Genomic DNA, 12478 nt, shown 5'->3' on the forward strand with positions numbered 1-12478 from the left:
GCCCGCGCTCGCCCGCCCCGGCGGGCGAGGCTTCAGAGCTTCTTGGGCGCGGCGAAGCCGAGCTTGTCGATCTGGTCCGGGCGCTGCGGCACGCGCTGCAGCTTGTCGGTGTAGATGCCGTATTCGTCGCGCAGCTTGGCGACCAGCTGCCGGTACTGCTCGGTGCCCATGTCCGGCGAGCGGGCGAAGACCCAGGCCAGGTCGCGGCCCGGCCAGGACAGCAGCATCCACGAGTAGTCCGGCGCCACTTCCAGGATGCGCTGGCGGGTCGGGACGATCCGGTAGAACCATACCCGCCAGTCGCGGTTGCCGCTGCCCTCGGCGACCGAGGCGCGCGCGCGGGTTTCCTTTTCCGGCTCGCCGAATCCCTCGCGGTAGACATAGCGGATCCCGACCTTGCCGTCCTCGCGCAGGGTGTACTCGTCGCGGCTGGCGACGTGCCCGCGCTCGAGCGGATTGGGGGTGCGGGCGATCACGTACCAGGTGCCCATCAGCTTCTGCAGGTCCAGCGGCGCCTGTTCGGAGGAAGACGGGGTTTCCTGCGCCTGCGCCTGGGGCAGAGCGATGACGGCGAACAACAGTGCTAGGGCAATCCGGGCGGTCAGGCGCATCGCGAAGGTCGGTTGGAACGGTAGGCCCGCACCTTATACGGTGCAGGAGTGAAGTTCATGGCAATGGTAGGTCGCAATCGGTGAGATGGCGATGGGGGAAGGTGATCCCCACGTTCACCCTGGAGACCTGCGATGCGTTCCACGCCCCGTTCCCCGGCCCGTCGCCCCGATCCGCGCGTACTGCGCCCCGTGCGCCAGCTCGCCCTGGCCGGCCTGGCCCTGGTGATGGTCTGGCCGGCCGCGCGGGGCCACGCCCTATGGTTGGGCTGGCTGCCGTTGTGGCTGGTCGGCATGCCGTGCATGGCCTGGTGGGCCCTGTACGGGTTCCCGCTGCCGCGCTTGGGGCGGACGATCCTGCGCGCGCCGGAGCGCCGCCGGCGCGCGCCCCAGGCCCGGCGCTGGCGGCGCCGGACGGTCCAGCCGGTTTCCGCCCGCACGGCCTGACCTTCGGCATAAGGCCGTCTCCGGGGGCTGTGCTAGCGTCCACAGTTTGTAGTCCGCCTTTGGAGCGTCAATGTCGAAACTCGCCTCGGCCTGCCTGGTGGCAGGCCTGATCACCACCGGAGCCGTCGCCGCGGAGGATGCCGTGCAGAACGACCGTTATGCCTGGCTCGAGGACGTCACCGGCGAGAAGCCGCTGGAATGGGTCAAGGCCCAGAACGCCCGGACCGAGGCCCGCCTGGCCAGCACCCCGGCGTTCAAGCAGATGGAATCGAGCATCCGCGAGGTGCTGGACTCGGACGCCAAGATCCCCGGCGTGCAGAAGATCGGCGAGTACTACTACAACTTCTGGAAGGACAAGCAGCACCCGCGCGGGCTGTGGCGCCGCACCACGCTGGCCGAATACCGCAAGGCCGATCCGCAGTGGGAAACGGTGCTGGACCTGGACGCGTTGAACAAGGCCGAGGGCGAGAACTGGGTCTGGCACGGCGCCGACTGCCTGCGCCCGAAGTACCAGCGCTGCCTGATCGCGCTCTCGCGCGGCGGCGCCGATGCCGACGTGACCCGCGAGTTCGACCTGGCCAGCAAGCAGTGGGTCAAGGACGGCTTCTTCCGTCCCGAGGCCAAGGGCGGGCTGGGCTGGATCGACCAGGACACCGTCTACGTCTATACCGACTTCGGCGACGGCTCGATGACCAGCTCCGGCTACCCGCGCATCGTCAAGCGCTGGAAGCGCGGCACGCCGCTGGATTCGGCCGCGGTCGTGTACGAGGGCAAGCCGACCGACATGTACATCGCGGCGATGCACGACGACACGCCGGGCTTCGAGCGCGATTTCGTCAGCCGTACGCTGGCCTTCTACAACGACGAGCTCTACCTGCGCAAAGCGGACGGCACGCTGGCCAAGGTCGATGCGCCGAACTCGGCCAACAAGAGCGTCAAGCGCGAGTGGCTGACGCTGGAACTGCGCGAGCCGTGGACGGTCGGCGGCAAGACCTACAAGGCCGGTTCGCTGCTGGCGGCGAAGTTCGACGACTTCATGGCCGGCAAGCGCGAGTTCGACGTGCTGTTCGAGCCGACCGACACCACCTCGCTGGCGAGCTTCAGCTGGACCCGGCACCACCTGGTGCTGAACGTGCTGGAGGACGTCAAGAGCCGCCTGAGCGTGCTCACGCCCGGCGACGCGCAGGGCGCGTCCAGGGACCGCTGGAAGAAGAGCGCCTTCGCCGGCGCCCCCGAGTTCGGCACCGTGCAGGTCGGCGCGGTGGACAGCGACGAATCCGATGCGGTCTGGCTCACCGTCACCGACTACCTGACGCCGACCACGCTCGCGCTGGCCGAGATCGGCAAGGCGCCGGAGACGCTGAAGACCATGCCGGCGTTCTTCGACGCCAGCAAGGACGCGATCGAGCAGCACTTCGCCACCAGCCTGGACGGCACGCGCGTGCCGTACTTCCTGGTGCGCCCCAAGGACCTGAAGTTCGACGGCACCGCGCCGACGCTGCTGTACGGCTACGGCGGCTTCGAGATCTCGCTGACCCCGAGCTACTCCGGCGGGCTCGGCCGGGCCTGGCTGGAGAAGGGCGGCGTCTACGCGGTCGCCAACATCCGCGGCGGCGGCGAGTACGGCCCGCGCTGGCACCAGGCCGCGCTGAAGCAGAACCGCCACAAGGCCTACGAGGACATGGCCGCGGTCGCCAAGGACCTGGCCGCGCGCAAGATCACCTCGCCCCGGCACCTGGGCGTGCAGGGCGGCAGCAATGGCGGGCTGATGACCGGCAACATGCTGACCCAGTACCCGGAACTGTTCGGCGCGGTCGTCGTGCAGGTGCCGCTGCTCGACATGAAGCGCTACAGCCACCTGCTGGCCGGCGCCTCGTGGATGGCCGAATACGGCGATCCGGACACGGCCGACTGGGCGTTCATCAAGACGTTCTCGCCGTACCACCTGTTCGATCCCGGCAAGACCTATCCGCCGGTGATCTTCCTGACCTCCACGCGCGACGACCGCGTGCACCCGGGCCATGCCCGCAAGATGGCGGCGAAGATGATCGATGCCGGCAAGGACGTGACCTACTACGAGAACGTCGAGGGCGGCCACGGCGGCGCGGCCGACAACGCGCAGGCCGCGCACATGTCGGCGCTGGCGTACAGCTTCCTGTGGGAGCGGCTGGCGAAGTAAGCGGTCGCCATGCCCGAACGCACGGGGCCGGCGGATCGCCGGCCCCGTGCGTTTCAGCCCGGCCAGCGCGCCAGCCCGCGCCGGATCCGTTCCACCGCTTCCTGCAGCCGCGGCAAGGCCTGGGTATAGGCGATGCGCACGTGCTGGTTCGCGCGATGGTGGCCGAAATCCAGGCCCGGGGTGAACGCCACGTGCTCGGTTTCGAGGAAATGCGCGCAGAACGCCTGGGCGTCGTCGGTGAAGCCGCCGACGTCGGCGTAGAGGTAGAACGCGCCCTGGGGTTCGGCCTCGATGCGGAAGCCGAGCGCCCGCAGCGCCGGCAGCAGGTAGTCGCGGCGTTGCCGGAACTCGTGGCGGCGGGCCTCGAATATCGCGATGGTGTCCGGCGCGAAGCAGGCCAGCGCCGCATGCTGGGCGACCGACGGCGCGCTGATGTACAGGTTCTGCGCCAGCTTTTCCAGTTCGGGCACCGCGGCCGGCGGCGCGACCAGCCAGCCCAGCCGCCATCCGGTCATGCCGAAGTACTTGGAGAAACTGTTCAGCACGAAGGCGTCGTCGTCCACTTCCAGCACGCTCGGCGCGTCCATGCCGTAGGTCAGGCCGTGGTAGATCTCGTCGACCACCAGGTGCCCGCCGCGCGCCCGCAGGGCCTGCGACAGCGCCGCCAACTGGTCGCGCGAAAGCACGCTGCCGGTGGGATTGGCCGGCGAGGCGGCCAGCGCGCCGACGCTGCCGGCGTTCCAGTGCCGGGCGATGAGTTCGGGCGTGAGCTGGTAGTCGCTGTCCGGGCCGACCGGCACCAGCTGCGCGGCGCCTTCGACCAGGCGCAGGAAGTGGCGGTTGCAGGGATAGCCCGGATCGGCCAGCAGCCAGTGCCGGCCGGGGTCGACCAGCAGGCTGGAAGCCAGCAGCAGCGCGCCGGAGCCGCCGGGCGTGACCAGGATGCGTTCGGGATCGATCGACACGCCGTAGCGCGTGGCGTAGAAGCCGGCGATCGCTTCGCGCAGCGCCGGCAGGCCGCGTGCGGCCGTGTAGCGGGTGTGCCCGGCGGCGAGCGCGGCCTGCCCGGCGGCGATGATGGGCGCGGCGGTGGTGAAGTCGGGCTCGCCGATCTCCAGGTGGATGACGTCGTGGCCGGCGGCTTCCAGCGCTTGCGCGCGCGCCAGCAGCGACATCACGTGGAAGGGGGCGATCTCTTGGCTGCGCCGGCTGTAGCCGGGCAGCGGTGCGGTGCGGATGTCCATGTGCGGATGTTAGGCCACTTGGCGCTCCGGCCGCGCGGATGCCGCATACTCGTGCGCCGAAACGATGCCGGTCCGCGTCCATGTCCGATCTCCCTCCGCTTCCGCCGCTGAAGCCTGGCCGTTATCGCCACTACAAGGGCAACGAATACGACGTGGTGGCGGTTGCGCGGCATAGCGAGACGCTGGAACCGGTCGTGGTCTATCGCGCGCTTTATGGCGAGGGCGGGTTGTGGGTGCGCCCGTATGCGATGTTCTGCGAGGAAGTCTTGGTCGATGGCCGTTCGGTCCGTCGGTTCGCGCCGATCGGGGTGGATTAGGCGATTGATAACGACGCCTGCGGCGCGGGTATCGCGTCCCGGGCGAGGCTCCCGTGGAAGGACTTCCACGCCAGTCCCGACGGGCTTTGCCGGTGTTGTTTGAGCGGCTCTAGAAGCAGGGAGCTTTCGGCCTTGCGGGCGAATCAATTTCTTTGCTCGTGCACGCGCGCCGCGGAAGCGGCGCCGCACGGCGGAGCCGAAGAGTGCGGCACATGGATGTGCCGCATAAAGAAAAGTAACCAGAAGAAGCGCTTCGCAGCAGCCGGACGGCTGATCAAGCACGCCCCGGGTCTTTGCGCTGCGCTCCGGCATGTACGTCGCCCTTCGGGTTTTCCGCTGGCTCCGCCGCTGCGAATGGGGCCCGGAGAAGCGAAAAACCAAGACGAGGGCAAAAGCGGGCGCTGCCGGCCGAAATGCCGGTGGCTTGGGGCTCCGTGGGGTGGGCGCGCCCGGTACTTGCGGTACTTGCTCCTGGGCCGAGCCTGTGGACAGACTGGGCGGGCAGGGACGCCATTGCGTTCGTCCAGGGAATCCCCAACATGAGAAACGCCCTTCCGCTCTTGATCGCCAGCCTGATGAGCCTTCCCGCCAGTTCCGCCGCTGCCGCTGCCCTTACCCCGCCGGATGCCGAGAAGCGTCCGCACGTCGTCAAGGCGCCGTTCGGCGCGACCCGCCAGGACGACTACTACTGGCTGCGCGACGACACCCGCAAGGACAAGGCGATGCTGGCCTACCTGGAGGCCGAGAACGCCTACACCGACCAGGTGATGGCCCCGCTCAAGCCGCTGGAAGACAAGCTCTACGAGGAGATCGTCGCGCGCATCAAACAGGACGACGCCAGCGTGCCGTACCGCGAGCGCGGCTGGTGGTACTACACCCGCTTCGAGAAGGGCAAGGATTACCCGGTCCAGGCGCGCCGCAAGGACGGCACCGGCGTGGATGCCCTCTCGATCCAGCAGGCCAATGCCGCCGGCGATTTCGCCAGCGAGCAGGTGCTGCTGGACGTCAACGCGATGGCCGAGGGCAAGGGTTATTTCAGCGTCGGCGATGCCGAGGTGAGCCGCGACAACCGCATCCTGGCCTGGGCGGAGGACGACGTCGGCCGCCGCCAGTACACGGTCCGCTTCAAGAACCTGGAAACCGGCGAGGTCTATCCGGACGAGATCCGCGGCGTGTCGCCCAACCTGGTCTGGGCCGACGACAACAAGACCCTGTTCTACGTCGAGAACGACCCGGAGACGCTGCTGACGGTGCGGGTGAAGAAGCACGTGCTCGGCACGCCGGCCAAGGACGACGCGCTGGTGTACGAGGAAGACGACGACAGCTTCTACATGGGCGTCGGCCGCACCCGCGACGACAAGTACATCACCATCGAGCTGGACAGCACGGTCTCCTCGGAGCTGCGCTATGCGCCGGCGTCGGATCCGCGGGCCTTCGTGGTGCTGGCGCCGCGCGAGCGCGACGTCGAGTACGGCGCCGACCATTTCGACGGGCGCTGGGTGATCCGCACCAACGCCGATGGCGCGAAGAACTTCAAGCTGGTCACCGCGCCGAGCGACGGCACCTCGCGCAAGCAGTGGAAGGACTGGGTCGCGCACGACGACGCGGTGTTCATCGAGGGCTACGCGCTGTTCGACGGCTTCACCGCGATCGAGGAGCGTTCGCAGGGGCTGGAGCGGGTGCGCCTGCTCAAGGCCGACGGCAGCCACGAGTACGTCAAGGCCGACGAGCCGGCCTATTCGATGGGGCTGTCGACCAACGCCGAGCCGGACACGCCCTGGCTGCGCTACGGCTACACCTCGCTGACCACGCCGGCCACGACCTATGAACTGAACGTCGCCACCGGCGAGCGCCGCCTGCTCAAGCAGCAGCCGGTGATCGGCTACGACCCGTCGCGGTACGTCACCGAGCGCGTCTGGGTGACCGCGCGCGACGGCGCCAAGGTGCCGGTGTCGCTGGTCTACAGGAAAGGCTTCAAGAAGGACGGTACCGCCGCGCTGTACCAGTATTCCTACGGCAGCTACGGCATCTCGTCCGATCCGGCCTTCAACCTGCCGGCGGTGAGCCTGCTCGACCGCGGCGTGGTCTATGCGATCGCGCACATCCGCGGCGGCCAGGAGATGGGCCGGCAGTGGTACGACGACGGCAAGCTGCTGCACAAGAAGAACACCTTCACCGACTTCATCGACGTCACCGAGGCGCTGGTGAAGCAGGGCTACGCGGCGCCGGGCCGGGTCGCGGCGATGGGCGGCAGCGCCGGCGGCCTGCTGATGGGCGCGGTGGCGAACATGGCGCCGCAGGACTACCGGGTGATGGTCGCGCAGGTGCCGTTCGTGGACGTGGTGACGACCATGCTCGATCCCAGCATCCCGCTCACCACCAACGAATACGACGAGTGGGGCAATCCCGAGCAGAAGCCGTTCTACGACTACATGCTCGGCTATTCGCCCTACGACAACGTGCGTCGCCAGGCCTATCCGGCGCTGTTCGTCGGCACCGGCCTGTGGGATTCGCAGGTGCAGTACTGGGAGCCGGCCAAGTGGGTGGCGAAGCTGCGCGACGACAACACCGGCGAGCGGCCGATCGTGTTCCGCACCAACATGGAGGCGGGCCATGGCGGCAAGTCCGGCCGTTTCCGCCGTTATCGCGAGCTGGCCGAGTCGTATGCGTTCGTGCTCGACCAGCTCGAAGTCAAGGAGCCGTGACCTGGGCAAGGGGCGGGTGAGGGCGCCAGGGACATGACCGATCCCGGATCTCCCGCCCCGGATCCCGGCCCTCCGGCGGTGCGACCGGTGCGCTTCCGCTGGGCCTGGTGGTTGCTGGCCTACGCCAGCCTGGGCACCGGCATCGTCGGCATCTTCGTGCCGGGCCTGCCGACGACGGTGTTCATCCTGGTCGCGGCCTGGGCCGCGACCCGCGGCTCGGAGAAGCTGCGGCACCGGCTGGTCACCCACCCGCGCTTCGGCCCGGCGATCCTCGACTGGGAGAACCATGGCGCGGTCAGCCGGCGCGGCAAGTGGATGGCCTCGCTGGCGATGGCCGCGTGCGCGGCCATCGTGCTGGCGTTCGTGAGCAGGCCGTGGGTGTGGGCGGTGTCGATCGGGCCGATGGCGGTGGTCGCGATCTGGTTGTGGCTGCGCCCCGAGCCGCCAAGGCGCGATGGGCCGTAGCCGCCCGCGAAGCGTGCGCCGGCCTGCGCGGAACGCGGGGTTGGCTATACTCGACGCATGAGTACGAAGTCTTCCTCCGTCCGTATCGCACTGGCCGGTGCGACCTTCCTCGCGTTGGCCGCCTGCGGCAACAAGGGGCCGTTGGTGATGCCGCAGAAGCCGGTGCCGGTGGAGGCCCAGCCGGCGACGCCGGTGCCCGAGCAGACCCCGCCGGCGCAGGCCGAGCCGACGCAGACCGAGCCGGCCAGCCCGACGACCCCGGCGCCGACCGACGGCACGCCGGCGCCGGTCGACGGCAAAGACGGGCAATGAGCGGTTCCGCTTCCGCCGGGCGCCTGCGCTTCACCAAGATGCACGGCGCCGGCAACGATTTCGTGGTGCTGGACCTGCGCGACGGCACTCCCGCGCCCGATGCGGCGCTCGCCGCGAAGCTGGCCGACCGCCATTTCGGCGTCGGCTGCGACCAGATCCTGACCATCGAGCCGCCGCGCAGCGGGCAGGCCGTGGCTTCGTACCGGATATGGAACGCCGATGGTTCCCACTCCCAGCAGTGCGGCAATGGCGCGCGCTGCGTGGCGGCGTGGCTGGTGCGCGACGGCGCCGCGCAGGGCGACAGCTTCGTGATCGACAGCCCGGTCACAGCGCATCGCGTGGACCGGCTCGGCGAGCACGACTACGCCGTGGCGATGGGCGTTCCGGAGTTCGAGCCGGCGAAGATCCCGCTGGCCGGCTTCGCCCATCCTCGCGAGGAGTACCTGTTGCCGCTGCAGGGCGAGAGCGTGCGCTTCGGCGCGGTCTCGATGGGCAACCCGCACGCGGTGCTGGAGGTCGGCCTGGTCGATGCCGCGCCGGTCGAGCGGTTGGGCCCGCTGCTGCAGCAGAACGCGGCCTTCCCGGAATCGGTGAACGTCGGCTTCGCCCAGGTGGTCGATCCTGGCCATGTCCGGCTGCGGGTGTACGAGCGCGGTTCGGGCGAGACCCTGGCCTGCGGCAGCGGCGCCTGCGCCGCCGCGGTGACGCTGATGCAGCGCGGCCGCGTCGAACGCGACGTGCGCATCGCCTTGCCCGGCGGCGAACTGCGCGTGCGCTGGCCGGCGCCGGATGCGCAGGTGGTGATGTCCGGGCCGGCGACATTCGTCTTCGACGGAGAGTGGATCGGATGAGCGAGACACAGGACAAGATCGGCGCGCACGAGGTGGCCGTCTGGTTGCGGCGGCATCCCGCCTTCCTCAAGCAGTTCCCGGACCTGGCGCTGACGCTGGTGGTGCCGCGCGACGATGGCCCGACCGCCTCGCTCGCCAGCTACCAGTTGGAAGTGTTGCGCGACAAGAACCGCGAGCTGGCACGGCGGCTGTCCGAGCTGGCCGGCAATGCCCAGGTCAACGAGCGGCTGGCGGTGCGCACGCACCAGCTGACGCTGGCGCTGATGAAGCAGGCCACCGCCGCCGATACCTTGCGCGCGATGGCGGCATCGTTGGCCGAGGATTTCAACGGCGAGCTGGTGCGGATCGTGCTGCTGGAACCGGTCGCGGGACTGGAGGAGGCGGAGTGGCTGCAGGCGATCGCGCTGGACGATCCGCGGATGGCGCCGTTCCGCGATTGCCTGAAGGACGGCGAGCCGATCTGCGGCCGGCTGCAGGCCGAGAAACACGCGGTGCTGTACGGCGGGCAGGCCGCGGAGGTGCAGTCCACCGCCTTGCTGCCGCTGCCCGGCGTCGGCCTGATCGCCGTCGGCAGCCGCGACCCGAACCGGTTCTATCCCGGCATGGGCACGCTGTTCCTGCGCATGATGGGCGAAGCGTTGGCGGTGGCGTTGCAGCGGTTCGGGGAATGAGCCGGGAGCCGGGAAAGCAGTCGGTTCCCGGCGAACATGCCGGCGCCCCTCCGGGCCCCGACTCGATCCAGGATTTCCTCTCGCACCTGCAGGTCGAGCGGCGCATGTCGCCGCACACGCTCGACGCCTATCGCCGCGACCTGGCGGCGCTGGCCGAATGGGCCGCCGCGGCGGGCGCCGGCGAGGTGGCCGCGCTCGACGCTTCGCACCTGCGCGAGTTCACCAGCGCCGAGCACCGGCGCGGGCTCTCGCCCAAGAGCCTGCAGCGGCGCCTGTCGGCCTGCCGCAGTTTCTATGCCTGGCTGCTGAAGCAGGGGCGGATCGCCGCCAGTCCCGCGGCCAAGCTGCGCGCGCCCAAGGCGCCGCGCAAGCTGCCGCAGGTGCTCGATGCCGACGAGGCGGTGCGCTTGGTCGAAGTGCCGACCGATGCCCCGCTCGGCCTGCGCGATCGCGCATTGCTGGAACTGTTCTACTCCTCCGGCTTGCGCCTGAGCGAGCTGTGCGCGCTGCGCTGGCGCGACCTGGACCTGGCCGGCGCGACGGTGACGGTGCTCGGCAAGGGCAGCAAGCAGCGCCAGGTACCGGTCGGATCGCACGCGCTGCGCGCGCTGCAGGAATGGAAGGCCGACAGCGGCGGCACGGCGGACGGCCATGTGTTCCCCGGGCGCGGCGGCAAGGCGATCACGTCGCGCGCGGTGCAGATCCGGGTCAAGCAGCTGGCGCTGCGCCAGGGCATGTTCAAGCACGTGCACCCGCACATGCTGCGGCACAGTTTCGCCAGCCACATCCTCGAATCCTCCGGCGACCTGCGCGGCGTGCAGGAGCTGCTGGGGCATTCGGACATCGCCACCACCCAGATCTACACCCACCTGGATTTCCAGCACCTGGCCAAGGTCTACGACGCCGCGCACCCGCGCGCGAAGCGGAAGAAGGACGGCCCCTGAGGGCGCCGCCGGCCATGGCCGGCGACGGAATGCGATGTCCGGGAACGGCGGGCGGCCGGTGGCGCCGGCGGCGAACATGCAGGCCGTTTCCCGTGGAGTTGCCCATGACCGCCTTCCGCCTGTACGCGCTCGATGCCTCGCTGTTCGCTCCCTTGTTCGCGCTCGACGATGCCGCGCTGGGGGCGCGCGGCATCGTGCGTCGCATCGTCGCCTCCGAGCGCGGCACGCCGTGCCGGGTCAGCCTGGAGAACGCCCGCATCGGCGAGGAAGTGCTGCTGCCGTTCGAGCACCACGCGGTGGCGTCGCCGTATCGCGCCAGCGGCCCGATCTTCGTGCGCCGTGGCGCGGCGACGGCGCGGCCGGAGGTGGACGAGGTGCCTCCCTGCGTGTCGACGCGGCTGATGTCGCTGCGGGCCTACGACGCGGCCGGGATGATGGTCGAGGCGGAGGTGCGCGAGGGCCGCGACGTGGCGGCGTGGTTGCGGCAGGCGTTCGACGATCCCGCGGTCGCCTACGTGCACCTGCACAGCGCGCGCCATGGCTGCTATTCCTGCAGGGCCGAGCGCGCCGCGCCCTGAGGCTCAGCCGGCCGGTGCGCGCCGGTTGAGCTGGTAGTGCTGCCAGAAGCGGTTGGCGATTTGCGCCGCGCGCGCATCGGCCTGGGCCTTCATCGCCGGGTTGCCGAGCCCGGCGGTGGTTTCGCCGAAGATCGCCAGCCAGCGCCGGAACAGGTCCGCGCTCAGGCCGGGCAGGGCGAGGTGGCGCGCCATCGGCGCGCCGGAGAAGCGGCGCGTGCCGCGCAGCATCGCCGACCAGAAATCCACCAGGTGGCGCAGGTGCGCGTCCCAGTCGGCGACGTGGCGCTCGAAGATCGGTCCCAGCTCGGGGTCGCGGCGGACCCGGGCGTAGAACGCGTGGACCAGCCGGACCACCTCGTCCTCGCTGCAGCAGGGTTCGGTGACGATCGTATTCATCCACGGAATCGGGCCAGGGGGACGGATATTGTCCCGCATCGGTCCGGAGGCGGGAGGCAACCGCCGCTGACTGCGCGCTTGTGTCGCAGTGCTTGAACCTTCCGGGCGCGTCCCCACCTGAGGAAGAACGTTTCCGGAGCCCCTCATGGACCCCAGCCAGAATCCCCACGTCTTCCACGCCACCACCATCGTCTGCGTCCGCCGCGGCGACAAGGTGGCCATCGCCGGCGATGGCCAGGTCACGCTCGGCCACACCGTGATGAAGGGCAATGCGCGCAAGGTGCGCCGGCTCGGCCGCGACGGCCAGGTGCTGGCCGGTTTCGCCGGCGCCGCCGCCGACGCCTTCACGCTGTTCGAGCTGTTCGAGGCCAAGCTGGAGAAGCACGGCCAGCTGACCCGTGCCGCGGTCGAGCTGGCCAAGGACTGGCGCACCGAGCGCCGCCTCGGCAAGCTCGAGGCCCTGCTGGCAGTCGCCGACAAGGAGACCTCGCTGGTCATCAGCGGCACCGGCGACGTGATCGAGCCGGAGGACGGCATCATCGCGATCGGCTCCGGCGGCAGCTATGCGCTGTCGGCCGCGCGCGCGCTGCTGGCGCACACCGAACTGGACGCGAGGACCATTGCCAGCGAGGCGATCGGCATCGCCGGCGACATCTGCATCTACACCAACCGCAACGTGGTGGTCGAAGAACTGTGATTCGTGATTGGTGATTCGCAAGAGCGATTCACGGCCAGCCACGACGCATCCCGATCCTTCCGAC

The 12478-nt window shown here is 69.8% G+C and carries 14 protein-coding genes; 11 read left to right on the forward strand and 3 right to left on the reverse strand.

What is annotated here, in order from left to right:
- Positions 1–32: 32 nt before the first annotated feature.
- Entirely contained in the window at positions 33–611 is a 579-nt protein-coding gene (locus tag FD678_RS17190; RefSeq protein WP_140726700.1) for a lipocalin family protein, read from the reverse strand.
- Positions 612–743: 132 nt separating this feature from the next.
- On the opposite strand from FD678_RS17190, the gene FD678_RS17195 reads away from it, so the two are divergent.
- Together FD678_RS17195 and FD678_RS17200 are read left to right on the forward strand one after the other, a co-directional pair.
- Complete coding sequence (locus FD678_RS17195) at positions 744–1055, forward strand: hypothetical protein (protein WP_140726703.1); 312 nt, start codon at positions 744–746, stop codon at positions 1053–1055.
- A 70-nt stretch (positions 1056–1125) separates the two neighbouring features.
- The gene (locus FD678_RS17200) at positions 1126–3234 is read left to right on the forward strand and encodes a prolyl oligopeptidase family serine peptidase (protein ID WP_140726706.1); all 2109 of its coding nucleotides are present in this window, start codon (positions 1126–1128) and stop codon (positions 3232–3234) included.
- A gap of 53 nt (positions 3235–3287) precedes the next feature.
- Here FD678_RS17200 and FD678_RS17205 read toward each other — a convergent pair whose 3' ends face one another.
- Positions 3288–4478: a pyridoxal phosphate-dependent aminotransferase gene (locus tag FD678_RS17205; protein WP_140726710.1), complete on the reverse strand. Its 1191-nt coding sequence runs from the start codon at positions 4476–4478 to the stop codon at positions 3288–3290.
- Positions 4479–4558: 80 nt separating this feature from the next.
- Here FD678_RS17205 and FD678_RS17210 point away from each other — a divergent pair, with 80 nt between their 5' ends.
- The 8 genes from FD678_RS17210 (at position 4559) to FD678_RS17245 (ending at position 11321) form a co-directional block, all read left to right on the forward strand.
- Positions 4559–4795: a DUF1653 domain-containing protein gene (locus tag FD678_RS17210; protein WP_140726714.1), complete on the forward strand. Its 237-nt coding sequence runs from the start codon at positions 4559–4561 to the stop codon at positions 4793–4795.
- 539 nt (positions 4796–5334) lie between these two features.
- A complete protein-coding gene (locus FD678_RS17215; protein WP_140726717.1) occupies positions 5335–7500 on the forward strand; it encodes a S9 family peptidase in 2166 nt (721 codons plus the stop codon).
- A 33-nt stretch (positions 7501–7533) separates the two neighbouring features.
- On the forward strand, positions 7534–7965 hold the full coding sequence (locus FD678_RS17220) for a YbaN family protein (protein ID WP_140726720.1): 432 nt from the start codon (positions 7534–7536) through the stop codon (positions 7963–7965).
- A 57-nt stretch (positions 7966–8022) separates the two neighbouring features.
- Positions 8023–8277 (forward strand): LPS translocon maturation chaperone LptM, encoded by a 255-nt coding sequence (lptM, locus tag FD678_RS17225; RefSeq protein WP_140726723.1) that lies wholly within the window; start codon positions 8023–8025, stop codon positions 8275–8277.
- Positions 8274–9128 carry a diaminopimelate epimerase gene (dapF, locus tag FD678_RS17230; RefSeq protein ID WP_140726726.1) on the forward strand — a complete coding sequence of 285 codons (855 nt, stop codon included), beginning with the start codon at positions 8274–8276 and terminating at the stop codon, positions 9126–9128. The genes lptM and dapF overlap by 4 nt, the downstream gene beginning before the upstream one ends.
- Positions 9125–9799 (forward strand): DUF484 family protein, encoded by a 675-nt coding sequence (locus FD678_RS17235; protein WP_177497871.1) that lies wholly within the window; start codon positions 9125–9127, stop codon positions 9797–9799. Before dapF ends, FD678_RS17235 begins: the two co-directional genes overlap by 4 nt.
- Positions 9796–10743 carry a tyrosine recombinase XerC gene (xerC, locus tag FD678_RS17240; RefSeq protein WP_140726733.1) on the forward strand — a complete coding sequence of 316 codons (948 nt, stop codon included), beginning with the start codon at positions 9796–9798 and terminating at the stop codon, positions 10741–10743. The genes FD678_RS17235 and xerC overlap by 4 nt, the downstream gene beginning before the upstream one ends.
- A gap of 104 nt (positions 10744–10847) precedes the next feature.
- A complete protein-coding gene (locus FD678_RS17245) occupies positions 10848–11321 on the forward strand; it encodes a DUF1203 domain-containing protein (RefSeq protein ID WP_140726736.1) in 474 nt (157 codons plus the stop codon).
- Between the two features lie 3 nt (positions 11322–11324).
- Here the strand turns inward: FD678_RS17245 and FD678_RS17250 are convergent, their stop codons facing one another.
- Entirely contained in the window at positions 11325–11717 is a 393-nt protein-coding gene (locus tag FD678_RS17250; protein ID WP_140726739.1) for a group III truncated hemoglobin, read from the reverse strand.
- A 145-nt stretch (positions 11718–11862) separates the two neighbouring features.
- Between FD678_RS17250 and hslV the strand changes: the two genes are divergently transcribed.
- Positions 11863–12414, forward strand: a complete 552-nt coding sequence (gene hslV / locus FD678_RS17255) for an ATP-dependent protease subunit HslV (RefSeq protein ID WP_140726742.1) — start codon at positions 11863–11865, stop codon at positions 12412–12414.
- The last annotated feature ends 64 nt before the right edge of the window (positions 12415–12478 follow it).

The sequence above is a fragment of the Pseudomonas sp. Hp2 genome, assembly GCF_006386585.1.
In the GTDB taxonomy this organism is placed as follows: domain Bacteria; phylum Pseudomonadota; class Gammaproteobacteria; order Xanthomonadales; family Xanthomonadaceae; genus Pseudomonas_S; species Pseudomonas_S boreopolis.

What these genes read in the sequence shown, in the direction of transcription:
- FD678_RS17190 (WP_140726700.1), bottom strand. Translation starts at nt 611, where the DNA reads ATGCGCCTGACCGCCCGGATTGCCCTAGCACTGTTGTTCGCCGTCATC.
- FD678_RS17195 (WP_140726703.1), top strand. Translation starts at nt 744, where the DNA reads ATGCGTTCCACGCCCCGTTCCCCGGCCCGTCGCCCCGATCCGCGCGTA.
- FD678_RS17200 (WP_140726706.1), top strand. Translation starts at nt 1,126, where the DNA reads ATGTCGAAACTCGCCTCGGCCTGCCTGGTGGCAGGCCTGATCACCACC.
- FD678_RS17205 (WP_140726710.1), bottom strand. Translation starts at nt 4,478, where the DNA reads ATGGACATCCGCACCGCACCGCTGCCCGGCTACAGCCGGCGCAGCCAA.
- FD678_RS17210 (WP_140726714.1), top strand. Translation starts at nt 4,559, where the DNA reads ATGTCCGATCTCCCTCCGCTTCCGCCGCTGAAGCCTGGCCGTTATCGC.
- FD678_RS17215 (WP_140726717.1), top strand. Translation starts at nt 5,335, where the DNA reads ATGAGAAACGCCCTTCCGCTCTTGATCGCCAGCCTGATGAGCCTTCCC.
- FD678_RS17220 (WP_140726720.1), top strand. Translation starts at nt 7,534, where the DNA reads ATGACCGATCCCGGATCTCCCGCCCCGGATCCCGGCCCTCCGGCGGTG.
- lptM (WP_140726723.1), top strand. Translation starts at nt 8,023, where the DNA reads ATGAGTACGAAGTCTTCCTCCGTCCGTATCGCACTGGCCGGTGCGACC.
- dapF (WP_140726726.1), top strand. Translation starts at nt 8,274, where the DNA reads ATGAGCGGTTCCGCTTCCGCCGGGCGCCTGCGCTTCACCAAGATGCAC.
- FD678_RS17235 (WP_177497871.1), top strand. Translation starts at nt 9,125, where the DNA reads ATGAGCGAGACACAGGACAAGATCGGCGCGCACGAGGTGGCCGTCTGG.
- xerC (WP_140726733.1), top strand. Translation starts at nt 9,796, where the DNA reads ATGAGCCGGGAGCCGGGAAAGCAGTCGGTTCCCGGCGAACATGCCGGC.
- FD678_RS17245 (WP_140726736.1), top strand. Translation starts at nt 10,848, where the DNA reads ATGACCGCCTTCCGCCTGTACGCGCTCGATGCCTCGCTGTTCGCTCCC.
- FD678_RS17250 (WP_140726739.1), bottom strand. Translation starts at nt 11,717, where the DNA reads ATGAATACGATCGTCACCGAACCCTGCTGCAGCGAGGACGAGGTGGTC.
- hslV (WP_140726742.1), top strand. Translation starts at nt 11,863, where the DNA reads ATGGACCCCAGCCAGAATCCCCACGTCTTCCACGCCACCACCATCGTC.